General features: G+C 68.9%; 18 protein-coding genes and 1 pseudogene. 7 read left to right on the forward strand and 12 right to left on the reverse strand.

What is annotated here, in order from left to right:
• Positions 1 to 16 precede the first annotated feature (16 nt).
• Both thiE and QAD21_RS21595 read left to right on the forward strand, forming a co-directional pair.
• Entirely contained in the window at positions 17 to 727 is a 711-nt protein-coding gene (thiE, locus tag QAD21_RS21590; protein ID WP_068970963.1) for a thiamine phosphate synthase, read from the forward strand.
• A gap of 316 nt (positions 728 to 1,043) precedes the next feature.
• Positions 1,044 to 1,418 carry a hypothetical protein gene (locus QAD21_RS21595; protein ID WP_068970964.1) on the forward strand — a complete coding sequence of 125 codons (375 nt, stop codon included), beginning with the start codon at positions 1,044 to 1,046 and terminating at the stop codon, positions 1,416 to 1,418.
• Between the two features lie 201 nt (positions 1,419 to 1,619).
• On the opposite strand, the gene QAD21_RS21600 is transcribed toward QAD21_RS21595, so the two are convergent.
• Positions 1,620 to 2,102, reverse strand: a complete 483-nt coding sequence (locus tag QAD21_RS21600) for an NUDIX hydrolase (RefSeq protein WP_058249916.1) — start codon at positions 2,100 to 2,102, stop codon at positions 1,620 to 1,622.
• A gap of 349 nt (positions 2,103 to 2,451) precedes the next feature.
• On the opposite strand from QAD21_RS21600, the gene QAD21_RS21605 reads away from it, so the two are divergent.
• From QAD21_RS21605 to QAD21_RS21615, 3 genes and pseudogenes are all read left to right on the forward strand, one after another.
• Entirely contained in the window at positions 2,452 to 3,903 is a 1,452-nt protein-coding gene (locus QAD21_RS21605) for a hypothetical protein (RefSeq protein ID WP_058249606.1), read from the forward strand.
• Positions 3,900 to 4,895, forward strand: coding sequence for a glutamate ABC transporter substrate-binding protein (locus tag QAD21_RS21610; protein ID WP_068971009.1), 996 nt, complete (start codon positions 3,900 to 3,902; stop codon positions 4,893 to 4,895). Before QAD21_RS21605 ends, QAD21_RS21610 begins: the two co-directional genes overlap by 4 nt.
• Positions 4,896 to 4,900: 5 nt before the next feature.
• Positions 4,901 to 7,499: pseudogene (locus QAD21_RS21615) on the forward strand (tetratricopeptide repeat protein).
• Between the two features lie 2 nt (positions 7,500 to 7,501).
• Here QAD21_RS21615 and QAD21_RS21620 read toward each other — a convergent pair.
• The 7 genes from QAD21_RS21620 to QAD21_RS21650 all read right to left on the reverse strand — a co-directional run bounded on the left by QAD21_RS21620 (position 7,502) and on the right by QAD21_RS21650 (position 16,997).
• Positions 7,502 to 9,241: an HNH endonuclease signature motif containing protein gene (locus tag QAD21_RS21620; RefSeq protein ID WP_205334333.1), complete on the reverse strand. Its 1,740-nt coding sequence runs from the start codon at positions 9,239 to 9,241 to the stop codon at positions 7,502 to 7,504.
• Positions 9,242 to 9,618: 377 nt separating this feature from the next.
• Positions 9,619 to 10,839 carry an acetate kinase gene (locus QAD21_RS21625; RefSeq protein ID WP_068972077.1) on the reverse strand — a complete coding sequence of 407 codons (1,221 nt, stop codon included), beginning with the start codon at positions 10,837 to 10,839 and terminating at the stop codon, positions 9,619 to 9,621.
• The gene (gene pta / locus QAD21_RS21630) at positions 10,836 to 13,034 is read right to left on the reverse strand and encodes a phosphate acetyltransferase (protein ID WP_068972078.1); all 2,199 of its coding nucleotides are present in this window, start codon (positions 13,032 to 13,034) and stop codon (positions 10,836 to 10,838) included. The genes QAD21_RS21625 and pta overlap by 4 nt, the downstream gene beginning before the upstream one ends.
• Before the next feature lie 42 nt (positions 13,035 to 13,076).
• Positions 13,077 to 14,729, reverse strand: coding sequence for an FAD-binding oxidoreductase (locus tag QAD21_RS21635; RefSeq protein WP_280360243.1), 1,653 nt, complete (start codon positions 14,727 to 14,729; stop codon positions 13,077 to 13,079).
• Complete coding sequence (locus QAD21_RS21640; protein ID WP_065630369.1) at positions 14,726 to 15,331, reverse strand: TetR/AcrR family transcriptional regulator; 606 nt, start codon at positions 15,329 to 15,331, stop codon at positions 14,726 to 14,728. Before QAD21_RS21640 ends, QAD21_RS21635 begins: the two co-directional genes overlap by 4 nt.
• A 17-nt stretch (positions 15,332 to 15,348) precedes the next feature.
• Complete coding sequence (locus tag QAD21_RS21645) at positions 15,349 to 15,948, reverse strand: hypothetical protein (protein ID WP_280360244.1); 600 nt, start codon at positions 15,946 to 15,948, stop codon at positions 15,349 to 15,351.
• Positions 15,906 to 16,997 (reverse strand): DMT family transporter, encoded by a 1,092-nt coding sequence (locus QAD21_RS21650; protein ID WP_280360245.1) that lies wholly within the window; start codon positions 16,995 to 16,997, stop codon positions 15,906 to 15,908. Before QAD21_RS21650 ends, QAD21_RS21645 begins: the two co-directional genes overlap by 43 nt.
• Before the next feature lie 96 nt (positions 16,998 to 17,093).
• Here QAD21_RS21650 and QAD21_RS21655 point away from each other — a divergent pair, with 96 nt between their 5' ends.
• Positions 17,094 to 17,993 carry a LysR family transcriptional regulator gene (locus QAD21_RS21655; protein ID WP_078113230.1) on the forward strand — a complete coding sequence of 300 codons (900 nt, stop codon included), beginning with the start codon at positions 17,094 to 17,096 and terminating at the stop codon, positions 17,991 to 17,993.
• Here the strand turns inward: QAD21_RS21655 and fgd are convergent, their stop codons facing one another.
• Positions 17,994 to 19,004: a glucose-6-phosphate dehydrogenase (coenzyme-F420) gene (fgd, locus tag QAD21_RS21660; protein WP_065630452.1), complete on the reverse strand. Its 1,011-nt coding sequence runs from the start codon at positions 19,002 to 19,004 to the stop codon at positions 17,994 to 17,996.
• Positions 19,005 to 19,238: 234 nt separating this feature from the next.
• On the opposite strand from fgd, the gene QAD21_RS21665 reads away from it, so the two are divergent.
• On the forward strand, positions 19,239 to 21,155 hold the full coding sequence (locus QAD21_RS21665) for an ABC transporter ATP-binding protein (protein WP_058249912.1): 1,917 nt from the start codon (positions 19,239 to 19,241) through the stop codon (positions 21,153 to 21,155).
• 70 nt (positions 21,156 to 21,225) lie between these two features.
• On the opposite strand, the gene QAD21_RS21670 is transcribed toward QAD21_RS21665, so the two are convergent.
• From QAD21_RS21670 to QAD21_RS21680, 3 genes are all read right to left on the reverse strand, one after another.
• A complete protein-coding gene (locus QAD21_RS21670; protein ID WP_159371585.1) occupies positions 21,226 to 21,507 on the reverse strand; it encodes a hypothetical protein in 282 nt (93 codons plus the stop codon).
• A 75-nt stretch (positions 21,508 to 21,582) separates the two neighbouring features.
• The gene (locus QAD21_RS21675) at positions 21,583 to 21,990 is read right to left on the reverse strand and encodes a DUF202 domain-containing protein (RefSeq protein WP_159371586.1); all 408 of its coding nucleotides are present in this window, start codon (positions 21,988 to 21,990) and stop codon (positions 21,583 to 21,585) included.
• A gap of 4 nt (positions 21,991 to 21,994) precedes the next feature.
• Positions 21,995 to 22,969, reverse strand: coding sequence for an alpha/beta hydrolase (locus tag QAD21_RS21680; protein WP_159371587.1), 975 nt, complete (start codon positions 22,967 to 22,969; stop codon positions 21,995 to 21,997).
• Between the last annotated feature and the right edge of the window lie 96 nt (positions 22,970 to 23,065).

Genomic DNA, 23,065 nt, shown 5'->3' on the forward strand with positions numbered 1-23,065 from the left:
GGTTAGCCTGGTCGGCGTGACGACCCCGAACCGCACCAGCTCCGCGTCGACGGACCCCGGCTCCGCGACGGACCGTCGCCGGCGGCTCTCCACGGCCCGCCTGTACCTGTGCACCGACGCCCGGCGCGAACGCGGTGACCTGCTCGACTTCGTCGACGCGGCGCTCGCGGGCGGCGTCGACATCGTGCAGCTGCGCGACAAGAACTCGCCGGGTGAGCGCGAGTTCGGGACCCTGGAGGCGGGCGAGGAACTCGAGATCCTCGCGGGCATGCGGAAGGTCGCCGACGCGCATGGCGCCCTGCTCGCGGTCAACGACCGGGCCGACGTCGCGGCGCTCTCCGGGGCCGATGTCCTGCACGTCGGACAGGGCGACCTGTCGCCGTCGGCGGCCCGCCGGATCGTCGGACCGGACGTCCTCATCGGCGCCTCGACCCACGACCCCGAGCAGGCTGCCGCCGCGATCGCCGACGACGACGTCGACTACTTCTGCGTCGGTCCGTGCTGGACCACGCCCACCAAACCGGGCCGCGCCGCCGCCGGCCTCGACCTCGTGTCCTCAACGGCCGCAACACAATCAGCCAAGCCGTGGTTCGCCATCGGCGGGATCGACGCCGGCCGCGTCGGGGAGGTCACCGCGCTCGGGGCGCGGCGCATCGTCGTCGTGCGGGCCATCACCGCGGCCGACGACCCGGCCGCCGCAGCCACCGACCTCGCCGGGATGCTCTAGCGGTTCCCCTGGCGGAAACACGTTTGCCCGGTCGGTGTCGCGGGTCTATGGTGGACCGATCATGTTGTGCATCACGAGCGTTCTCGTAACCCGCCGCAGCGGGGTCTGAATCTGACCGACCCCCCGCTGCGGGTCGGTTGCGCTCTCCAGTCGGTCATCCGTTCTTCGACCGAAATCGGTTTTCGAGATGCACCCTCTTCATCTACCTCGTCGATCCTGTTCGTGGACCGAGCGCGACGACCGGCACGGTGGCGACCACTTCGCCGCACGTTTCGGCCGCCCGCTTCCCCTTGGGATGCACGAGGAGGCCGCCGGGATGACCTGGCAGCAATTCACCGACGAGTACTCCCGTGGCGGCACGATCCGGCTGGGCTCCTTCTCTGCCGTCCCGTGCTCGGGCGACCTGGTCGAGTGCCGCGCGACGCTCGCGATCGCCGACCGCATCATGTCCCGCAGCGCCGTCGCCGCCGGCCCCGTCGGTGCGATGACCTCGATCCTCTACGACGTCGGCGCCCCGGTTCAGATCGTCCGGCTGCACCAGCGGGTCGTCGACGGCCTGGTCACGACGTTCCTGCTCTGCGAGCACGACGGCCGGCAGGCCTGGGCCGTCGGTGAGGGCGCGAGCAGCGACGAGGCGAACGTCCACGCGCTGGTCGCCGGGGCGAACCGACTGCTGGACGCCGGGGTGTGACCCTGGCCCTCAGTATCTGCGGCCTCGCGGCCGTCGTGGACTTCGAAAAAACCTCTGCTCCCTGAGGAGGCCGGAGCTTGCGGAGGCCGTCACGAAGGGTCCTGGCGAGATGGGTCGCCAGCCCTTCGTGGCTCGTCGCTTGCGCTCCTCGCACCTCAGGGAGCAGGGGTTATGCGATTCTCTCGGATTAGGGAGCGGTGATCAGCTCTGGGGATCCAACATCGCGATCCGCTCGCGGAGGACGGGCCACGCGAGTCCGAACGCGGGGTGCAGTGGGAGTTGATCGACGCGCTTCTCGTCGACCCATCGCAGTTCCGTGGATTCGAAGTTGGCGACCGTGCGGACCGGCGAGTCCGTCTCGGCGATGACCGTCGTGTAGGTCCATCCGCCGGGCGCCTCGAGGGTGACGACCGCGGCGACGACGCGCAGGTCGTCGGCGGTGATCCCGGCTTCTTCCTCGGCCTCGCGGATCGCGGTGTCGATGGCACCCTCGTGCGAGTCGCGGGCCCCGCCGGGCAGCGCCCACGTGCCGCCCTGATGCGACCACGCGGCGCGGTGTTGGAGGAGCACCCCGGTCGATCCGTCCGGCAGCGGCGCCCGCAGCAGCAGACCTGCCGCGCCGTGGATACCCCAGTATCGAGAACCGTCGGGATCGATCACCCAGCCGTCGCCGTCGCCGCGCACCACGCCTCCTCGCAACCCGGTCGCCCCGACCGGGTGCCTCCACCGTAAGTGAGATGCGCAACACCTGCCAGGGAGACCGCGAAGCCCTCTCATCGCGGCTCGGAACCACGAGGTGCCGTCGGCGAGCACCCGGCACGCGCGAACCGCCGAGGTCGGCGGCGCGGCGCCGGTCGACTCGGGAGGAACCCGGCACGATGACATAGGGTGAAACACGCACGACCCGGTGAACGATGACCCAGATGACACAACCCCTGACGTTGATCGCCCGGTCACGCGAATCCGGAACGGGGAACCGGTGACCGTAGGACCGCACCGGAGACGATCCAGCGTTTGAGAAGGGATCAGGTAGGTGACCGGCGACGCGTCCTCCGTGCGGACGGCGCTGACGCGTGGCGGTCGCACGATCCGTCCGGCGCAGGCCTCACCCCCGATCCGCCAGGTGCTGGCCGACCGACGCGAACTCGTCGCCACCGCCCGGGAACGCGCCCAGTCCCCGTTCCAGACCCTGCGCCACTTCGCCGTCACGACCCCCGGCAAGCTGATCATCATCTGCGGAATCCTGGCGCTCGGCTGTCTGAGCACCGGCCTGTACGCATCGACGGTCCTGGAGGATCGCACCCAGACCCTGCAGCGCCTCATCGATCGGACCGAACCGCTCGCCGAGGCCGCGCAGGTTCTCTACAGCTCGCTGTCGATCGCCGATGCGTCGGCGAACGCGGCGTTCATCTCCGGCGGACTGGAGACCCCCGATCTGCGGCAGCGCTACTCCGACGCGCTGGCGACGGCGTCGTCGTCGCTGATCCTGGCGACCGGCACGTCCAGCGAACCCGGTTCCGGCATGGTGTCGGACCGGGCCGAGCAGGCGGTCAGCGCCGATCTCGAGACCCTGTCCACCTCGATCCCGGTCTACAGCGGACTCATCGAGACGGCGCGGACGAACAACCGGCTCGGCAACCCGGTGGGATCGGCGTATCTCGGCCAGGCGTCGTCGATGATGCAGGACCAGATCCTCCCGGCCGCCCAGCGCCTCTACGAACGGCGATCGATGGCCATCGCCGACCCCCAGCAGACCCTCACCCGTCCACCCTGGACCGTGTACGCGCCGCTGCTGTTCCTGCTCGCCGCGCTTGTCCTGACGTCGCGCTACCTGGCGCGGCGGACCCGGCGGCGGTTCAACATCGGCATCGTGGCGGCCATCTTCGCCCTCAGCGTCGGGACCCTGTGGTTGCTCGCCTCCGGTCTGATGTCGGTGGCCGCCACCAGCGATGCCCGCACCGAGGGCGCCGACCCGCTCCGCGACCTGACCGCCGCCCGGATCCTCACCCAGCAGGCGCGGTCGGCCGAGACGCTCTCGCTCATCCGCCGCGGTGATCAGGGCGGTCTCGAGCGCAGCTTCTCCGCGGCGACCAGCGAGATCGGCAACATCGTCGACGACGTCCGCGAGGGCACCGAAGACGGCGACAGCGCGGTCACCGGCGAACAACTGGACACGGTCACGGCGGCGCTGACCGAGTGGCGCCGCACCGACGCCGCGGTCCGCCGCTACATCCAGACCGGCAACTTCGGTCTCGCGCGCCTGCACACCGTCGGCGACGGACCGGACAGTTCGGCCCGCGCCTACACCGCGGTGGACACCGCGCTGGTCGATGCGATCACGACTGCCCGGAACTCCTTCCGGGACGACATCAACACCGCGCAACGGGTCCTCGGGTTCACCGGCACCGGCATCCTGCTGCTCACCGTCTTCGCCGGCGTCGCGGTCGTGGGCGGTCTCATCCCGCGCATCCGGGAGTACCGATGACCGTCCCCTCGCCTCGCCGCCTGCTGACCGTCGTGGTCCTGCTCGCGCTCACCGGCCTCGTCGCCACCGGCTGCGTGCGTTTCCCCGCACCCGACTCACCCCCACCGACGGCGACCGCCGGGCAACCGATGCTGCCCGGCGTCCAGTTCGACGTGCCCGTCGAACCGCCGCCGAGTTCCGAGGCCTGCAACGCGACCCTGACCCTGCGGCCGCCCGCCCAGATGCCGCCGCCTGCTCAGATGCCGATCAATTCGACGATGGCCGGCATCCTCGAGCGGGGCCGGCTCATCGTGGGGCTCGACATCGGGTCCAACCTGTTCAGCTTCCGCGATCCGATCACCGGCGACATCCAGGGCTTCGACGTCGACATCGCGCACGAGATCGCCGGCGCCATCTTCGGCGACGACCGCCGCGTCGAGTTCCAGGTGCTGAGCTCGGCGCAGCGGATCGACGCCCTGCGGGACATGACGGTCGATCTGGTGATCAAGACGATGAGCATCACCTGCGACCGGTTGCGCGACATCAGTTTCTCGGCTCCTTATTACGTCGCGTCCCAGCGCATCCTGTCGTTCCGGAACTCGAACGTGACCGGTCCGGCGCAGCTCGCCCACAAGCGGGTCTGCGCCGCGCGCGGGACCACCTCGATCGGTCGTATCCAGGCCATCCAGCCCCGAGCCACGATCGTCAGCACGACGACCTGGGCCGATTGTCTGGTCCTGATGCAGCAGGGTCAGATCGACGCGGCGACCACCGACGACGCGATCCTCGCCGGTCTCGCCGCGCAGGATCCGTGGTTGCGGGTCGTCGGCCCCAGCCTCGGCGAGGAGTTCTACGGCGTCGGGATTCCCAAGGGCCAGGACGACATGATCCGGTTCGTCAACGGCGTGCTCGAGCGCATCCGGGTGACCGGCCGCTGGCAGGAGATCCGGGACCGGTGGCTGTCCATCCTCGACAGTGGGTACGGCGCTCCCCAGCCGTACTACCGGGACTGATCCCCATGGACGACGCGGCCCGAAACGATCACGACACAGACGACGTCACCCACGGCGAACGGGGCGACGACCTCGGCACCCAGCGGGTCTCGCTCGACGCCCTGCTCGGCGACGACGACACCGGCCTCGACGGTCCCGGCCCGGGCGGTGGCCGTCCCGGTGGTGAGGACGCGGAGACGACCGCGAAGGTGGTCGACGTCGGCACCCAGCGGGCCGACCTGGCGGCGCTGACCGAGGGCCCCGACGACATGGACGACACCACCGACCCCCGGCCCGGCCGACGCACCGACCCGGATGTCGGAACCCAGGCCGTCGCACCGGTGTTCACCGTGGGGTCGACCCGACGACCGGACCGACCGCGTCGAACGGCAACCTCCGGCCGTGCCCCTTCCGGAACCCGACTCCGGTCCGCTCGGCCGGCGTCTGGTTCCGCGGCGCCGGCCTCCGGTGCACGAGCGGCGGCTCGGCAGCGGCCTGGTCGAGATGCCGAAGATCACCGACATCGAACCCGAGGACGCCGTCATCGACGACCCGGTGATCGCCGACAGCAAGCGGTTCTGCTGGCGCTGCGGCAAACCTGTCGGTCGAGCCGAGGGCGAGGGCGCCGGTCCCCCGACCGGCGACTGCGGCAACTGCGGCGCCCGGTACTCCTTCGTCCCGGGACTGGCTCCCGGAACATTGGTCGCCGACCAGTACGAGATCGCCGGCGCCATCGCCCACGGCGGCCTCGGCTGGATCTACCTGGCCATCGACCGCAACGTGAGCGACCGGCCCGTCGTCCTCAAAGGCCTGCTGAATTCCTCGGATTCGGAGGCGCAGCGCGTCGCGGTCGCGGAACGGCAGTTCCTGGCCTCGGTCAACCATCCCGGGATCGTCAAGATCTACAACTTCGTCGAGCACGTCGACGACGATGACCGCTTCGGTTACATCGTGATGGAGTACATCGGCGGCCAGACGCTCAAACAGATCACCGCGGGCGATCCGGACAACTCCCTGCTGTCGGTGGAGCAGGGCCTGGCCTACATCCTGGAAGTGCTTCTCGCCGTGGGCTATCTGCACTCGGTCGGCCTGGTCTACAACGACGTCAAACCCGAGAACATCATGGTCGGCAGCGACGAGGTGAAGCTGATCGACCTCGGCGCCGTCTCGCCGATCAACGGCTACGGGCACCTCTACGGCACGCCCGGGTTCCAGGCACCGGAGATCGTCAAGACCGGACCGCAGATCGCGACCGACATCTACAGCATCGGACGCACCCTCGCAGTCCTGACCGTGCCGATGGAGATGCGGAACGGACGCTACGTCGACGGTCTGCCCGCCGCGTCGAAAACGCCTGTCTTCCGGAACAATCCGTCGTACCACCGCCTCCTGCAGCGCGCCACCGCCCCCGACCCGGCCGACCGGTTCGTCTCCGCGGAGGAGATGAGCACCCAGGTGCTGAACGTGTTGCGCGAGACGGTCGCCGTCCACACGGGGGTCCCGCGGCCCGCGCTGTCCACGGTCTTCACCCCGCAGCGCTCGACGTTCGGCACCGACCTGATGCTCGCACCCGTCGACGGCTTCTTCGACCCCGATCAGGCGGCGTTCTACGATCCGGTGGACATCGCCAACGCCCTGCCCGTCCCGCTGGTCAACCCCCTCGACCCGGCGGCGAGTCTGCTCACCTCGGCGGCGCTGTCCGACCCGCGACAGACCCTGGATTCCATCAACACCGCCCGGGCAGAGGGTTTCGCCTCGCTCTTCGGCGGCCGGCCGGTCAAGAACGCTCACCCGTCGCGGGAGATCGACCTCGCCGAGGCCCGCGCGCATCTGCAGCTCGACGACGTCGACACCGCGCTCGCCCTTCTCCAGGAAGTCCGCGCCCACCACGGTGATTCGTGGCGGGTCGAGTGGTACATGGGCATCTGCGCGTTGATGAACGACGAACCCGAACTGGCCTACGAGCGCTTCGACGAGGTCCTCGGTGCGATGCCGGGCGAGGTCGCGCCCAAGCTCGCCGTCGCCGGTACCGCCGAACTCATCGGCCGCTGGCTGGCCGACGAGAAGGGTCCGGCGAAGTCTGCCGAGAAGATCGCCAAACTGTATGACGTTGCGCAACATCACTATCACGATCTGTGGCTGACCGATCACAGCATCGTGACCGCCGCGTTCGGTCTGGCCCGGCTCGCCGTGGCGGCCGGTGACATCGATGCCGCGATCCAGCCGCTCGACGAGGTGCCGGCCACCAGCCGCCACTTCAACACCGCGCGCGCGACGGCGATCATCGCGCTCGTGCACGGCCGACCCACCTCGCAGGTGACCCGCGAGCAGATCGTCGAGGCCGCACGACGTCTCGAGCAGATCCCGGACACCGAACCGCGCAAGGCCCGGATGCTGCTCATCGTGCTGGGCACCGCGCTGGGCTGGATCCACGACAATCCCGACGACGCCAAGCAGGACAACGAACCCTCGACGCTGCTCGGCTTCCCGTTCACCGAGTACGGCATTCGCACCGGCACCGAACGTTCGCTGCGCCAGCTGGCCCGCCTGACCCGAACCAACCGGGACCACCGGTTCATGCTCGTCGACCTCGCCAACTACGTCCGGCCGAATACGTTGTTCTAGGGCTATCCGAAGAACGTCCCCGCTGCGTTGCGCACGAGCGGGTCTTCGCCCAGGAGCTCCGCGAGGTGGGCCTCGACCGGTGACGGACGGGTGCTGCGACGCACGCGCAGTGGCGGTCGGACGTCGATGACGTGGCTGGTTTTCAGCCATGAGCGGCGCGCTCGATCGTCGGGCCCCCTGCTCCCTGCGGAGCTTGCGGAAGGCGCGTCAGCCCGGTTCCCTGAGGAGCGCCCGGAGCTTGCGGAGGGCGCGTCACGAAGGGTCGGGCGCGTCTGACCGCCGGGCCGGGTTGGTGGTCCGTGGATCTCGTCGCGCACGGTGTTCAGGTGTTCTGCGAACCGCCGGGGTATGTCGGGTCGGCGGTTCAGCCGACCGGGATTGGGCGGTGCGCCGGCTTCGGCGTTCAACCGCCAGACGCAGCGGCCTTCGTCGGGTCCGGACCGGGCGATGCGGGTGGTGTACTGCCCGGGCTGGTCACCGACCATCCGGTTATGTCGCGGGCAAGCAGGGGCGAGGTCGTCGATGTCGGTGAGACCGCCCTTGGCCCAATCCCTGTGGGCGTGATGCATGTCGACGTGGGTGGCGGGCTGATCACACCCGGGTGCCGAACACACTTCCCCGTCGGGGCGGGCAAAGGACACGAGGCGCTGTTCGCGGGTGGCCAGACGTCTGCCGCGCCCGAAGTGCAGCGGCACAGTGGTGGCGTCTTTGAAGATCGCCAACCACGGCTGGACCTCACCGGCCATCGCGATCAAGTCCCGGATGGGCAGCAGGGTGCCGGTGGCCGTGGTCGCGAGTCCGGCACCCTGGATCAGGTCGGAGAGGTCGGCTTTGACGATCAACTGGACGGGCAGGCCGCGATGCGAGGTGCCGAGTGCGCCGTCGGCGAAACCGGCGGCCAGTGCGGCGTCGAGCGCGTCGTGATTGGACTGGGCGGGGGTGCGTCCGTCGCGATCGGCGGCGGCGGTGAGGGCGTCGGGGTCGGCGGTGCCGGCCGGGCCTTGGGGCGACTGGGGGTCGTCGGGGTTGTTGAGCCCGGGTTTGCCCCAGACAGCGAACATCATGGTGAGCCGGGCGGCGAGTGCGGGAGTGAGGGTGCCCGAGATCTTGGCGGTGCCATCGGCGCGTTGCCGACCGATCCACAGGCCGCGGCGTCGTTTCTGCTCGGTGTCGTCGGACAGGGTTCCGTCGGGATCGAGGTGGGCGAGCAGTCGCGAGCCGAGCTGGGTGATCTCGGCGGGCGTGTGAGCTTCGGCGATCTCGGCCATCTGCCGCTCGGCGGCGACTTTCACGTCGTGTTCGACAGCATGCGGGATCTGGTCGAGGACATCGATGGCGGCCTGGACGTGCCCGGTTCCCACGGATCCGGTGGCGAAAGCTTCTGCCAGCGTGGGGTGTTCAGGTTCGAGACGGTCGCCGTTGAGGCAAGTCAGCGCGGCGGTGGCGTTCAGCTGCTTGCGTCGACGCATCGGGTTGGAGATCCGCAGCCGGTGGGTCATGAACTGCATCAGAGTGCGGCAGCCGGTCTTGCGGGGCAGATCCCGAGCCTCGATTTCGGCGATTTGGCGGTCGCCGGCGTAAGTGGTTCGAGCGATCGCGCGTTCGGTAGCGGCGGCGACTTCCATCAGTTCTTCGTCGGTGCACGGGGACAAGTCGACGGTCTGCAGTTTGTCGAGGGTCGCGTGCAGATCGGCCACCAACTCGACGGCGCGCGGTTGCGGCGTTATTGATTCGTCAGACATTGTCACCCCCCCCCGGAGACGTTTGCACGAATACATGATCGAGTGTAACGGCTATGCCGCTGGGGTGCAATGGTTTTCGTTGACCATCCGCAGAGCTCATCTTGTCGGTGGCGCGTGATAAGGGCAACCGCAACTCGAACTATGCTGCGTCTTGTCACTTATCCGGTTGCCTCCCAACGCAGCCATCCTGCCTAACAATCCGCGGTGCCGACCCTTCTTCGGAGCCGGAATGTCGACCTCCGAGTACGCGGTCGGGACGATGCCAACGCGCCAACAGGCTGGGCCCCACCTACCGGCCGGCACAACAGCCACCACCCACTCCAAACCGGTGCGTCCTTCGTGAGCTCGCTCAGCGGCCCGCGCCGTCAGCACAACCTTCAGCGGGACGCACGGACCTCAAACCCGACCACCGCCGCCGACTGCCGTGCGATGGCCAACTCCTCATTGGTCGGAACGACGAGCACGTCCACCGCGCTGTCGTCGGCCGAGATGCGTCGAGCCTCCTTGCCACGCTGAGCGTTTCGCTCGTCATCGACGATGATCCCGAACCCTTCCAACCCCGCCAGCGCACGGGCGCGGACGACTGCGGAGTTCTCCCCCACCCCGGCCGTGAAAGTGATGGCATCGACGTGGCCGAGGGCGAACGCGTACGCACCGAGGTAGCGGCGCAGACGGTGGATGTAGACGTCAAAGGCGCGTCGGGCGGCGTCGTCACCGTCGTCCATCAATTCGGTGATCGTGCGGAAGTCGTTCTCGCCGCACAGACCTCGAAGTCCCGAACGCTTGTTGAGCAGCGTGTCGATCTCGTCGACGGACAGGTTCGCCACCCGGTTCAGATGCAGGACCAGCCCGGGGTCGAGGTCACCGCTGCGGGTTCCCATCACCAGTCCCTCGAGCGGGGTCATACCCATCGACGTGTCGATCGGCTGCCCGCCCGCGATGGCCGACGCCGACGCGCCGTTGCCCAGGTGCAGCACGATCTGGTTCAGCGACGCCGGGTCGCGGTCGAGGAACTCGGCCACCCGACCGGAGACATACTCGTGGCTGGTGCCGTGAAAACCGTAGCGGCGGATCGCATGTTCGTCCGCGACCGCACGGTCGATCGCGTATGTCGCCGACGCGTCGGGGAGACCGTGGAAGAACGCGGTGTCGAACACGGCCACCGAGGGGACGTCGGGGAGCAACTCCCGGGCCGCCAGGATGCCGACCAGGTTGGCCGGATTGTGCAGCGGCGCCAGCGGGGAGATCCGCTCGATCTCCGAGATCACCTCGGGGGTCACCACCGTCGGCTCGTAGAACGACCGGCCACCGTGCACCACCCGATGTCCGACCGCGCTCAGTCCCGCGTCGGCCAGATCGGTTCCGTTGTCGGCGAAGAAGCGTTCCGCCCGTCGGACCGCGGCGAGGTGATCGTCGAGTTCCAGTGTCTCGGTGACGGTCTCGCCGTTCTGTTCGTGTGTCATCGACGAACCGGAGTCGCCGATCCGCTCCGCGATGCCCTCCGCGATCACCGTGCCGTCCGCCGGTTGCACCAGTTGGTATTTCAGCGACGACGAGCCGGCGTTGAGCACCAGCACCGCACCCGACGCCCCGCTCATCGGGGACCCTCGGCCTCGGCGGAGGCGACGTTCTCGGCGAGGGGGTCCACGCCCTCCTGCTGGGCCTGGATCGCGGTGATGGCGACCGTGTTCACGATGTCCGACACGAGGGCGCCACGGCTCAGGTCGTTGATCGGCTTGTTCAAGCCCTGCAGCACCGGGCCGATCGCGACCGCCCCCGCGCTCCGCTGCACCGCCTTGTACGTGTTGTTGCCCGTGTTGAGGTCGGGAAAGATCAGCACGGTCGCACGGCCGGCCACCGGCGAGTCGGGCATCTTGGTCTTCGCCACCGAGGGTTCCACCGCGGCGTCGTACTGGATCGGCCCCTCGACCAGCAGATCGGGTTGCCGCTCGCGCACGAGTTCGGTTGCGGTCTTGACCTTCTCGACGTCGGCGCCCGATCCGGACGTCCCGGTCGAGTACGACAGCATCGCGACCCGGGGATCGATACCGAAGGCCGCGGACGTCTGCGCCGAGGAGATGGCAATGTCGGCGAGCTGTTCGTCGGACGGATCCGGGACGATGGCGCAGTCGCCGTACGCGAGCACCTTGTCGGCCAGGCACATGAAGAACACGCTCGACACGGTGGACACACCCGGTTTGGTCTTGATGATCTCGAAGGCCGGCCGGATCGTGTGGGCCGTGGTGTGCGACGCCCCCGACACCATCCCGTCGGCGCGCCCGGTGTGCACCATCATCGTGCCGAAATACGACACGTCACGCATCTTCTCCTGGGCCCGTTCCAGATCCATACCCTTGTGCTTGCGCAGCTCGGTGTAGATCCGGGCGAACTCGTCGAGATACTCCGACTCGGCCGGGTCGATGACCGTGACGTCGGAGAGGTCGAGTCCGAGTTCGATGGAACGCTCGCGCACCGCTTCGGGATCACCGAGCAGAGTGAGGTCGGCAACGCTGCGCCGCGCAAGCCTGTTGGCGGCCCGCAGGATCCGGTCGTCGTCGCCCTCCGGTAACACGATGTGCTTTCGGTCGGCGCGCGCACGGGAGATCAGGCGGTACTCGAACATCTGCGGCGTCACCACGGTCGGCGTCGACACGTTGAGGTTGCGCATGACCTTCTCGGGGTCGACATGGGTCTCCATCATCGCCAGCGCGGCCTCGATCTTGTGTACCGAGCCCACCCCCACCTTGCCGCGCGTGTGAGCGGCGGTACGCGCGGTGTCGTAGGTGCCCTGCGGGCAGCTGATGATCGGCAGGGTCGGCTTCAACCCGCTCACCAGCGCCTCGATCATCGGGTGCGGTTTGAGTCCGCCGTTGAGGATGATGCCGGCGAGACGCGGGAAACCCTGTGCGGTGTTGGCGTTCACGAGTGCCAGGAGAACATCCGACCGGTCGGCGGGCGTGATGACCACGGTGCCGTCGGTGAGCCGCTCCAGGATGTGCTCGACGGTCATGCCACCGACCATCACCCGGAGCGCCTCGCGGTCGAGCAATTCCTCGTCACCGCTGTACATCGTCGCGCCGAGCGCCTCCTTGAGCTCCCCCATCGTGGGGGCGAAGAGCACCGGCTCCTCGGGTAGGCACAGTGCCGGAATCCCGGTGCTGCGCAACTGGTCCCGGATCTCGTCGAGGCGGTCGGGGTCGCACCGGTTGGCAACCAGGGCGACGGGGGTGGCATGGGCAGCGGTCACCTCGGCGATCAGCCCCTCGGCCAGACCGTGCATCTCTTCCGGCGACCGGTCGATCGCCTTGATCGCCAACACCATCGGCGCCGAGAGATTCGCGGCGATCCGGGCGTTGTAGCTCAGCTCCGACGGGGTGCCGACGTCGGTGTAATCCGAACCGACGATGACCACGCGGTCGCAGCGGGACTGGATCGCGTGGAAGCGCGCGACGATCTCGGCAACCGCGCCCTCGGGATCGTTGTGCACCTCCTCGTAGGTGACACCGAGACAGTCCTCGTACGGGAGGTCGGCGGATTCGTAGTCGAGGAGAAGATCGAGGATCGGATCACGATCCTCCGCGGCCGTCCGCGAGATCGGACGGAACACCCCGACCCGCCCGCCGGTGGCCGACAGCAGGGCCAGCAACCCCAGCGCGACGATGGACTTTCCGGTCTCGCCTTCAGCCGAGGCGATGTAGATGCTGGTCGTGGGGTCGGCGACGATCTGATCCGCGCTCGCGGGTCTGTCGGGGTCGGCGGTCTGGACTCTATCCGTGGCCATGCGCCCCAGCATAGTGGCGGACGGGCCGGGCAACCCCGGTCCCGGAGTCGGGCGTCAGAGCAGAATACCCGGGTTGCACACACCGTCGGGATCGAGCGACGCCTTCACCGCCCGCAACGCGTCCAGGGCCAGGGGCCCGATCTCGTCGTGGTACGCGTCACGGTGATCCCGCCCGACCGCGTGATGATGGGTGATGCTGGCACCGGACGCCCGGATCGCGGAATTGGCCGCGACTTTCGCCGCCGCCCACTGCGCCAGCGGGTCGTCGGCGAACGGTGCGACGACCGTGAAGTACAGCGAGGCACCCGACGCGTAGACGTGACTCACGTGGCACATGATCAGCGGCGGCGTACCCGACGCGGTGAGCGAGTCCGTCAGCGCGGCCGTCACCGCGGCGCGCACGTCGTGCAGCCGCGACCAGAACGCGACGGTCTCGAGCGTCTCGACCAACACCCCGGCATCGAGCAACGGGTCGCGAAGGTACGGTCCCGCGAAACGTCCTGTCCGCCAGGCCTCCCCGGGACCATCTCCCAGTGCGCTGCCACCGGCTTCGATCAACATCGACGACGCCGCATCGCGTCGCCGCGCCACCTCGTCGGCCGCGCCCTCATACCCGGCGACGACCAGGCACCCGGCCCCGTCATCGCCGTGCTCGCTCCCGGCGCCGCTCTCATGCGGCCCGCTCGCTTCGCTCCCGGCGCCGACGGGATCAGCGAGATTCAACGCCGTCTCCACCTCGTCGGACAGCCGGAGCACCGTCGGCAGCGGACCGTCCTGGGCCAGCCGACGAAGAGCGGTCGCGCCCTCCGCGAACGAGGCGAACCGCCAGGCGTCGAAGACGCGGGTCGTCGGGGCCGGACGGATACGGATCTGCACGCTCGTGATGACACCGAACACGCCTTCCGACCCGAGGACCATCTGACGCAGGTCGGGTCCGGCCGCCGACCGCGGCGCGGTACCGAGTTCGATGGTTCCCCGCGGAGTCGCCAACACGAGACCCTCGACCATCTCGTCGAAGCGCCCGTACCCCGCCGAGGACTGGCCGGCCGAGCGAGTGGCGGCATATCCACCGATCCCGGCGCCCTCATAGGACTGCGGGAAATGACCGATGGTCCAACCCTTCTCGCGCAGGAGCGCCTCGGCCGCGGGTCCGCGCAGACCGGCCTGCAGGGTCGCCGTCCGGGAGATCTCATCGATCTCCACCACGCGGTCGAGACGGCGCAGGTCGAGACTGATCACGCCGGCGAATCCGGCGCGGTCCGGCGTCAACCCACCCACCACGGACGTCCCGCCGGTGAACGGCACCACCGCGATCCGTCGCTCCGAACACAACCGCAGGATCGCGACCACTTCCTCGTAGTCGCCCGGGTACACGACGAGGTCGGGCGCGTCGTCGGCGTCACCCGCGCGCAACCGCAGGATGTCCGGGGTGGAGTACCCGCGCGTGTGCTGTACCCGTGTCGCGTCCGCGTCGGAGACGTGGTCGGCGCCGACGACAGCCGAGACCTCTTCGCGGACAGCAGCATCGACCGTCGACCGAGCCGGCGAGATCGTCCCCGGGTCGACGCCGGCGTCGGTTTTCCGGTCCCCGGCCAGCGCAGCCGCGGCGCCGGGCAGTTCGGCCGTGCACGCCGGGTCTCCCCAGCGCGGCCGAAGCATCCCCACGACGGGGATCGCGGTTTCGTCGGACACGTGCTCGCCGGTCATCGGACCGGGCCCGGCCGGTTGCCGCCCGTCGGCGCGCCACCGCTCTCGGTGTCGTCTCGGACGATCGCCCGGACGACCAGTTCGGCGATCTGCTCGTCACTCAGGAAGCTGTCGGGGATGAGCATGAGGGAGTAGATGGTGCGCACGAGGAACTCGGCGGCCCCCCGCGGGGTGGGGAACAGCTGGTCCCCGATCTCGGGTTCCAGATCGGGCAGGGCCTCCGACACGATCTGATGGATGAGCGTGGGCCCGGCCGAATCGTTGGTGGCGACGAGCGCGCGGACCACTTCCTCCGGCTCCTTGCGCAGCACGTACTGCAACGCGTCGTGGTTGCGGATGTAGGGCAGCACGTTCACCACCTGCGCGTGGATCTTGCCCGCCGCGTCGGGCGCGGTCGCCGACCACTCGATCAACTTGACCCGCAGCAGCGACACCTCGCGTTCCACGATGGCCGTGACCAGCGCTTCGCGGCCGCCGAACATCCGGTAGGCGGTCGCCCGCGCCACCCCGGCGTGCCGGGCCACCGACGTCAGACTCAGCGTCTTGGCCCCGAACCGGGACACCAGCCCGACTCCGACATCCACCATGCGGTCACGATCCATGCGAAAACCGTAGCGAATCAGGATGCGGCGGGAACCGTCGTGGTGGTCGTCGTGGTCACGGCGCGCTCCGGTGCGGCGTCCTCGGTGGTCGGAGGTGTCGTGGTGATCTCGGCGGGGCCCTCCGGCTCGGATGACGTCGAAGGCGCCGACGGGACAGGCGCCGGTGACGTACGGCGGACCGAAGGCGTCGTACGCGCCGGCTCCGGCGTCTCGGCGCGCGCGGTGATCGTGGTCTGCCGGTCCACGCGGTCGGCACCCGCACCGCCGCCGAGGCAATGGACGACGAAGGTCCTCGGCACATTCGGATACACCGACGCCGTGAGAACCCCACGCGCCCCCGGCCCCATCGTGATGGCGGCCGTGGGATGGACCGCACCGCTCGGTGTGAGGGTGCATTCCACCGACGGATTGCGCGTCGCATTGTTGTAGAGACTGATCTGCAACCGGGTCCCGTCGACGCGGTACGAACACCCGGGGATCGGTCCGGAACCGGCGAGCGGTCCGCAGTTCACACTGGGCGACGCCGCGGGCGACTCCGAGTCGACAGCCAGAAGCGTTGTCGCCGTGGCGAAAGTCAGTGATCCGCCGATGGCGAGACCGACGACGAACTTGCGCATGGCGATGTCTCCTCGGTTGCGGTCGTGCCGGGAACGCGTCGTGTATCGGAGGGCGTCATCGTCGGCGACGACACGTCCAGGCTACGCGCCGACCGGCCCGTACGCGGTCTCATCGGCAGCAACCGCCGGGCGATGGCGACCCCACCGAGACAGAGGAGTCCCCCGACGATGCCGACGCCGGTGGGCAACTCGTCGAGCAGCGCCCACGACAGGACGATGACGATCGCGGGGACCACGAGGGTGGTGGCCGCCATCGCACTCGCGTCGGTGCGGGCCAGCGCATAGGCCCACGTGGAGAACGCGATCGCGGTCGGCCCGACCCCGAGGTAGATCACCGCCCAGATCGCCCCCGACTCGGCGCCGGACAGCTCGGTGACAGCGACGGGGGCGAAGGGCGCGGTGGCCACGAGGCCGGCGACCGCACCCAACCAGGTCGCGGTCAGCGCGTCGACGGTACGCAGGGCCGACTTCTGGATCAGCACCCCGGTCGCGTACAGAACCGCCGCGCCGACCCCGAGCACGATACCGAGCCAGTCGGCGTGCGCGTCCGCGGTGGCGGACCCGCCGGCGGCGATCAGCACCACACCGGCGAAGGCGATCGTCATACCGATCACGAGATGACGCGGAAACCCCTCTCCGAGAAACAGTCCCGCGGCGACGGCCACGAGGATCGGTGCCAGGTTCACCAGCAGCGCCGCGGTCCCGGCGTCCAGGTGGCGTTCGGCCCAGTTCAACAGGACGGTGTAACCCGCGAACCAGGCGACCCCGTACGCCGTCACCAGTGCGAGCGCACGGCCGCGCGGTAGCAGCGGACGGGCCGGCGCCCCGGTTGTCCGTGGGCGCAGACGTACCACCACCACGATGAGAGTCAGCGGGATCACCGCCGCCAGCAACCGCAGGAACGCCATGGAACCCGGCGAGAACGTGTCACCGAGCGCGCGGATGCCGATGAACGCCGACGCCCACAGCACGACGGTGACGACGGCGGCCAGAGCCGGCAGGGATGCGGTGGCGGACCCAGCCGATGCCGGTGTCGGGCGCGAGGACATGTGTTCCAGATTCACTCATCCGGCACTTCAGGACAAGTGAATACTTGTTCCGAACATTTCAGCGCCGCTGCACAGTCGCCGCGGTATCGTCGCCCCATGGTCGACATCCACCGCCTCCGGGTTCTGCGCTCGGTCATCGGCGAGCAGTCCATCGGCGGAGCCGCGGCCTCGCTCGGATACACGCCGTCAGCGGTCAGCCAGCACATCGCCACCCTGCAGCGCGAGACCGGGTTGTCGCTGGTGGAGCGAGACGGTCGCGGCATCGTGCCCACCGAGGCCGGCACCATCCTGGCCCGCGAGTCCGACACCGTCTTCGAGCAGATCGCCCGTATCGACGGTCTGATCTCGGAGCTGCGCGACGGCCGGCTCGGTCAGCTGCGCATCAACTACTTCGCCTCGGCGGGCGCCACCTGGATCCCGCCGATCGTCGCCACCATCTCGCGCGAATTCCCCGGATTGCGACTGGATCTCCGCCTCATCGAGCTGATGGGCCCGTCGTCGGCGGCACCCGACATCGAGATCTATGTCGAGGACAGTCAACGCCCGTCCGCGGACGTGGCCGGGTTCGTCGGACGCCGGCTGACCACCGACCCGTATTCCGCTGTCGTACCCGTGGATTCAGCCTGGGCGGCTCTGGAGTCGGTGACCCTGCGCGAACTCTCCCAGGTGCCGTGGGTCGACAACGACGTGGCGCGGGGCCCCTGCCGGCAGGCAGTGCTCGACGCATGTACGTCGGTCGGTTTCGTACCCGACTTCAGTGTCGAGACCCAGGACTACCCGACCGCGATACGGTTCGTCGCGGCCGGGGTCGGACTCACCGTCGTCCCCCGGCTCGCGCTCGTCGACCTGCCGCCCGGCGTCACGGCAGTTCCCATCGTCGACCCGACGCCCGCACGCGAGGTGCGGGTCCGGGTACGACAGAGCGGACTCGACCTACCGCCCGTTCAACGGGTGCTCGAGATGCTCGACGCCGCGGTCGCGCAGGGTTTTTCGTGATCAGCCGAGCTTACGTAGGCGCGGTGCGAGGTCGCGTTCGAAGTTCTCCAGGAACCGCTGCTGGTCGTGGCCGGGGGCGTGGAAGACGAGGTGGTTGAGCCCGGCGTCGGTGTAGAACTTGACCTTCTCGACGGCCTCGTCGGGGTCGGAGGAGACGATCCACCGCTTGGCGACCTGTTCGATCGGGAGCTCGTCGGCCAGCCGCTCCATCTCGGTCGAGCTGTTGACGCTGTGCTTCTGCTCCGGGGTCAGCGACAGCGGGGCCCAGAAGCGGGTGTTCTCCAGCGCCAGTTCGGGATCGGGATCGTAGGAGATCTTGATCTCGATCATCTTGTCGATGGTGTCGACATCGCGCTCGGCCTTTGCCGCACCCTCGGCGACCGCGGGTAGCAGCTTCTCGGTGTAGAGCTCGGGCCCCTTGCCCGAGGTACAGATGAAGCCGTCCCCGGCACGCCCGGCGTAGCGTGCGACCACCGGCCCGCCGGCGGCGACGTAGACCGGGATCGGTTGCTCGGGAATGTCATACATGTAGGCGCCCTGCGTGTGGTAGTACTCGCCGTCGAAGTTGACCTCTTCGCCGGTCCACAGTTCGCGCATGAGCTTGATGGACTCGCGCAGGCGCGCGAAGCGTTCCTTGAACTCCGGCCACTCTCCCTGGAAGCCGGTCGCGTACTCGTTGAGCGCTTCGCCGGTGCCGACACCGAGCATGATGCGTCCGGGGTAGAGGCAGCCCATCGTGGCGAAGGCCTGCGCGATGACCGCGGGGTTGTAGCGGAAGGTCGGGGTCATGACCGAGGTGCCGATCTGCACGCGCTTGGTGCGCTCGCCGACCGCCGCCATCCAGGCCAGCGAGAACGGGGCGTGGCCGCCGTTGTGCCGCCAGGGCTGGAAGTGATCGCTCACCGCAACCGAATCCATGCCGTGCTCTTCGGCCGCGACCGCGATCTCCACCAGCTCGCGCGGATCGAACTGCTCCGCCGATGCCTTGAAACCGAGCTTGAGTTCTGCCATGTCCATCGCTCCTTTGCCACCGGCCCTCACCCGCCGGCGCGGGCCGGTCTGCGGAGTCGGCCCAATCGTCGTGTGACCTCGCATACCAACGTAGAGCATGCGGACAGACGCCGACGTCGGGAGCCGGACGGGACCTCAACCGGCCGGTGGCGGGCCAGCACATCCGCACTCGGGATTCCTCCCGCAGCGAACACGCTGGACCTCAAGTTGGGTTTAAGTTCTACCGTGGACGGCATGAGTATGCAGTCCGTGGCCTGGGACATGATGTACAAGTCCTCCACCCAGCCCAGCAGCAAGCGATTGCGGGGCGACCGCCGGGTGACACTTCGCCGTATCGGTGGGTTCGCCCGACCGCACCGACGCCGGATCGGATGGTTCCTCCTGCTGTCGGTCTTCACCGCTGTGCTGACCGTCGTGACCCCGCTGCTGGCGGGTCGCGTCGTCAACCTCATCACCGAGAGCGGCTCGGAGATGATGATCGTCGGACTCGCGGTCGCCATCGCGCTGATCGCCGTCGCCGAGGCCGCCGCGGGAATCGGGGTCCGGTGGCTGTCGGCGAACATCGGGGAGGGTCTCATTCTCGACCTACGGCGAGCTGTCTTCGACCACGTGCAGCGGATGCCGATCGCGTTCTTCACCCGCACCCGCACCGGGGCCCTGGTGAGCCGGCTGAACAACGACGTCATCGGCGCCCAGCGCGCATTCAGCGACACCTTGTCCGGCGTCGTCTCGAACATCGTCACCCTCACCCTGACGCTGGGCGTCATGATCGCGATCAGCTGGCAGATCACGTTGCTGGCGCTGATCCTGCTGCCGGTCTTCGTGATACCGGCGCGACGGATGGGCCGGCGCATGGCCGCACTCTCCCGCGAGGCCGCCGAACACAACGCCCGGATGTCGACACAGATGACCGAGCGCTTCTCCGCCCCCGGCGCCACGCTGGTGAAACTGTTCGGGCGTCCCGATCTCGAGTCGCGCGAGTTCGCCGACCGCGCCGACCGGGTGCGCGACATCGGCGTACGACGGTCGATGTTGCAGGCATACTTCATGACGACGCTGATGCTGGTGTCGGCGCTGGCCCTCGCCCTGGTCTACGGGCTCGGCGGATGGCTTGCGGTACAGGATCATCTGTCCGCGGGCGCGGTCGTCTCACTGGCTCTGTTGCTCACCCGGATGTACGCGCCGCTCACGGCCCTGGCGAACGCACGCGTCGAGATCATGAGCGCCCTGGTCAGTTTCGAGCGCGTCTTCGAGGTCCTGGACCTACAACCCCTCATCGCCGACGCACCCGACGCGGTCCCGGTGCCCGGCACCGAGAGCGGGCGGCCCGTGCCGGTGTCCGTCCGATTCGACGACGTGTCCTTCGCCTATCCGGCGGCGGACAAGGTGTCGCTGGCATCACTGGAAGAGGTTGCCCAACTGGATAATCGGGCCGGCACGACGGTCCTGCACCATGTCGACCTAGACGTCCCGGCCGGCAGCATGGTGGCTCTCGTGGGCAGTTCCGGTGCCGGCAAGTCGACCATCGCGAGTCTCGCGACCCGCCTCTACGACGTCGACGAGGGCTCGATCCAGCTGGCCGGAGTCGACATTCGGAAACTGCAGACCGCATCGGTCCACCGAACCGTCGGTCTCGTCACCCAGGACGGCCACCTCTTCCACGACACCATCCGGGCGAATCTCGTGCTCGCCCAGCCGAACACATCCGACGACGAGATCTGGGACGCACTGCGACGGGCTCGGCTCGACGAGCTGGTCGGCTCACTGCCCGACGGACTGGACACCGTCGTCGGCGAACGCGGTTACCGGCTGTCCGGCGGTGAGCGCCAACGCATGACGATCGCCCGCCTGCTGCTCGCACAACCGTCGGTGGTCATCCTCGACGAGGCGACCGCGCATCTCGATTCGACGTCGGAGGCGGCGGTCCAGGCGGCGCTCGGCGAGGCCCTCGAGGGACGGACCTCGATCGTCATCGCGCACCGGCTGTCGACGATCCGGGCCGCCGACGAGATCGTCGTGCTCGAAGCCGGGCGTGTCGTCGAACGCGGTGATCATCCGACGCTCCTGGCGCGCAACGGACGCTACGCCGAGCTCTACCGGACGCAGTTCGCCGAGGACGACCCCGAGGACTCGGATTCGCTGACGGCGTGACCCTTCGTGACGCGGCCTCCGCAAGCTCCGGCCGCTCCTCAGGGAGCGGGGGCAGACGCGGGCGCGTGATTCAGTCGTCGAGGTCGTCGAAGTTGTCGATCAGGCCGCGGCGCCGGGGGCGATCGTCGGTGTCCTTGACCCGCTCACCGAGGCGGCGGCGGAGCTGCATGGCGATCAGCACGACGTTCACGATCACCACGGCGATCCCGACGGCCACCCAGAACCACCGGCCGTCCTGCCACCAGCCGACCGTCAGCCAGCCGATGCAGAAGATGAGGATGGTCGCGCCGACGATTGTCAGCGTCATCGAGAACGTCTGCGCGCTCCGCGAGAAGTCGGGGCCGGTGGTCACGATGATCTCCTGCAGTGGTGGACAGCTGATGGTCGCGGCCGCCGACATGGGCAGAGTGCCGTTGTGGAGCGCAGGTCAGGACTGGATCACCATGGCAACCGCGACGAGGACGGCCACCACCACTATCGCAGCGACCACGAGCATGACCTGCGCCGGCCCCGGCATCTCGCCGCCGGTGGTCAGCGCTCGCGTGGTCCGTCGCCACCGCCAGGCGCCGAGGACCGCCAGCGAGGCACCGAGTCCGACCATCACGACGCCGAGCGCGACGTCGACCATCGGCGTCGTCTCGTCGGGAGCGAGGTAGACCACCGCGATACCGGCCGCCATGAAGCCGAGTGCGGTCCGCACCCAGGCGAGCAGCGTTCGTTCGGCGGCGAGGGTGAACCGGGCGTCCACTGCGCCGGGCGGTCTGGTCTCCAGCTCGTCGGCGTACGACTGCCCCGGGTTCACCGCATCCGGAGTCGCCGGGTTCGGGGTACTCACCCCGTCAGCCGGCCCGTTTGCCCGTTCGCTCGTCAGTGCTCTTGCCCTCTCGGATCGCTTCGGCGGCGAAGGCCGCGGTCACCTCGACCGCGTCCAGGGTCTCCGGGTGGCGGGCGCTCAACACCGGGAAGGCGTGCACCTGCCATGCGTAGAGGTGCGCCACGGCCGTGACGCCCGCAGCGTCGAGCGACTCGACGAGGTCGATGACGTCGGGCTCGAGCATCTCACCTTCGGCCGCGACCAGCACGGTCGGCGGGAACGAGGTGAGATCGGCGTCGGCGATGCGGCGCACGCCGGTCAGCTGGACGGGCCCCTGATCGAACTGGGGCGCCAACCGGGCCATCTTCGACTTGGGCAGATAGGCGTCGGATCGACTCGAACGGTCCGGGTGGACCCCCAGGTCCATGTCGAGGAGTGGCGAGAACCCGATCAGCGCCGTGGGTGTGGGCAGGCCGCGCGCCGTGGCCGCCTCGACCACCTTCGCGGCCAAGAAACCGCCGGCCGAGTCACCGGCGACGATCACCCGCCGGAAGCCACGCTCGTTGATCAGCTCGGCGTAGGCGTCGACCGCGTCCACGACGGACGTCCCGACACCGGCCTTCGGCAGCTGCCGGTACTCGAGTGAGAACACCGGCACCTCACACGCCCGCGCCATCCGCGCGGCGATCGATCGGTGGGTGCCGAGCCCGCAGACCACGAAGGCGCCGCCGTGCAGGTAGAGCATCGCGGTGTCGCCGTCCCGGCGGGACGGTCCGACCGGCATGATCAGCTCGGCGGGCCGCCCGGCGAGGACCAGCTGCTCACGGACCACGCCGCGGGGTTTGGGTCCAACGGCAAAGATGCGGTCGATGAGGAACAGCCCCGCCAGCCCCTGCTTGTTGATCGGCCACAGCGCCAGGGTCGGTTTCAGGAGCGCACGCGCACCGAACCAGATGGGGAACGACCGCAGGCTCGGCCGACGGTGATGAACGATGGGCATCAGATTCCTCCTGTGCCCGAACGTACACCCCGGGAGCGTCCGTTTCAGTCCGTTCGTCGGGGTCGCCGTTCACGGTGTCGAGGTCGTTCGGTCACC

Source organism: Gordonia sp. SMJS1, from assembly GCF_029866425.1.
Lineage (GTDB): Bacteria > Actinomycetota > Actinomycetes > Mycobacteriales > Mycobacteriaceae > Gordonia > Gordonia hongkongensis.

Bases quoted from the DNA above. Each gene is read 5' to 3' on its own strand.
- QAD21_RS21650 (WP_280360245.1), bottom strand. From the start codon at position 16,997: ATGTCCTCGCGCCCGACACCGGCATCGGCTGGGTCCGCCACCGCATCC.
- pta (WP_068972078.1), bottom strand. From the start codon at position 13,034: ATGCTGGGGCGCATGGCCACGGATAGAGTCCAGACCGCCGACCCCGAC.
- QAD21_RS21680 (WP_159371587.1), bottom strand. From the start codon at position 22,969: ATGCCCATCGTTCATCACCGTCGGCCGAGCCTGCGGTCGTTCCCCATC.
- QAD21_RS21645 (WP_280360244.1), bottom strand. From the start codon at position 15,948: ATGCGCAAGTTCGTCGTCGGTCTCGCCATCGGCGGATCACTGACTTTC.
- QAD21_RS21625 (WP_068972077.1), bottom strand. From the start codon at position 10,839: ATGAGCGGGGCGTCGGGTGCGGTGCTGGTGCTCAACGCCGGCTCGTCG.
- QAD21_RS21595 (WP_068970964.1), top strand. From the start codon at position 1,044: ATGACCTGGCAGCAATTCACCGACGAGTACTCCCGTGGCGGCACGATC.
- fgd (WP_065630452.1), bottom strand. From the start codon at position 19,004: ATGGCAGAACTCAAGCTCGGTTTCAAGGCATCGGCGGAGCAGTTCGAT.
- QAD21_RS21635 (WP_280360243.1), bottom strand. From the start codon at position 14,729: ATGACCGGCGAGCACGTGTCCGACGAAACCGCGATCCCCGTCGTGGGG.
- QAD21_RS21640 (WP_065630369.1), bottom strand. From the start codon at position 15,331: ATGGATCGTGACCGCATGGTGGATGTCGGAGTCGGGCTGGTGTCCCGG.
- QAD21_RS21655 (WP_078113230.1), top strand. From the start codon at position 17,094: ATGGTCGACATCCACCGCCTCCGGGTTCTGCGCTCGGTCATCGGCGAG.
- QAD21_RS21620 (WP_205334333.1), bottom strand. From the start codon at position 9,241: ATGTCTGACGAATCAATAACGCCGCAACCGCGCGCCGTCGAGTTGGTG.
- QAD21_RS21665 (WP_058249912.1), top strand. From the start codon at position 19,239: ATGAGTATGCAGTCCGTGGCCTGGGACATGATGTACAAGTCCTCCACC.
- QAD21_RS21610 (WP_068971009.1), top strand. From the start codon at position 3,900: ATGACCGTCCCCTCGCCTCGCCGCCTGCTGACCGTCGTGGTCCTGCTC.